Below are 1006 nucleotides of genomic sequence, written 5' to 3'. Positions count from 1 at the left end.
CCTCCGACCGCGTTTCCGCAGTTGGAGGAGGTCTTCCCCAGTGTGGCGCCGGAGTGGTTGATCGGGGACCAGCGAGCACGCCTCGAGGTCGGGCCCCAAGGGGCCCACGCAGGTTCGAATCCTGCCCTCTCCGCGAGTACGGGCCGGACCGTGCGCCGATCGCCACGGGCACACGGCAGACTGTGCGGGTGAACGATCACGGCCTGCTCCACCGGGAACCTGTTCCAGAGCGGTACGGACGCCTGCAGGTCCTTGCCGCCGACCTCTCACCGGCCCAGTGGCTCATCGAAGGCGCCCCGGGCCATGGCGCCTTCGCAACGGTGGCGGGTGTCGCCGCGCCCGGCTTCGAGGCCTACGCGAGGGTTCTGCATCCGGCGTCCCTGGACGAGCGGCCGGTGCGCTGGGCGACGGTCGCCGCCGCGCACGGCACCCGGGTGACACCGGGCACGCACTGGCACGAGGTCATCGGAGCCGGCCGCGACTACGTCAACCGCTCCGACCACGGCCTGCCCGGAGTGTGGGACGAGCATCCGGGCGAGGGACCGACCCCACCCGATGTCGCCCAGATCCTCATCCCCCTTCTGGGCCGGCACACCCGGACGCCGGAGCGTTGCTTCTTCGGCCTGTGGTGCGGCTACGGGCGGTGGGACTTCGACCGTTTCCCCACGTTCCCCACGCCCGGCCGGGACGAGGTGCTGCTCGCCGGCACGCTGGCCGATGCCGTCTCGCCGCAGTCCCTGGACGAGTTCGCCGAGCTGCCCGACCTGTGGTGGCCCGCGGACCGCGCCTGGTGCGTGGGCGGCGACGTGGACCTGACCAGCACGTACGTCGGCGGATCCGCGGACCTCGTCGCCGCGTTGCTGTCCGCTCCCGGCCTGGAGGCACACCCCGTGGCGGCGGGTGACACGGTCGGCTGAGCCGTACGACGGGCGCTGCGCGCCGCCGCCGGACTGCTCGCCTCCGAGCAGCTCGGCCTCGCCGACTGGGCGTTGACCGAGACCGTCCG

General features: G+C 73.1%; 1 protein-coding gene. It reads left to right on the top strand.

What is annotated here, in order from left to right; genetic code table 11:
* Positions 1-188 precede the first annotated feature (188 nt).
* Positions 189-917 carry a hypothetical protein gene (locus ABZ471_RS48835; RefSeq protein WP_359075658.1) on the top strand — a complete coding sequence of 243 codons (729 nt, stop codon included), beginning with the start codon at positions 189-191 and terminating at the stop codon, positions 915-917.
* Positions 918-1006 lie beyond the last annotated feature (89 nt).

The sequence above is a fragment of the Streptomyces sp. NPDC005728 genome, assembly GCF_040630895.1.
Classification (GTDB): domain Bacteria; phylum Actinomycetota; class Actinomycetes; order Streptomycetales; family Streptomycetaceae; genus Streptomyces.
The sequence above is the reverse complement of the archived record's forward strand: the minus strand, read 5'-3'. Positions and strand labels throughout refer to the sequence as shown.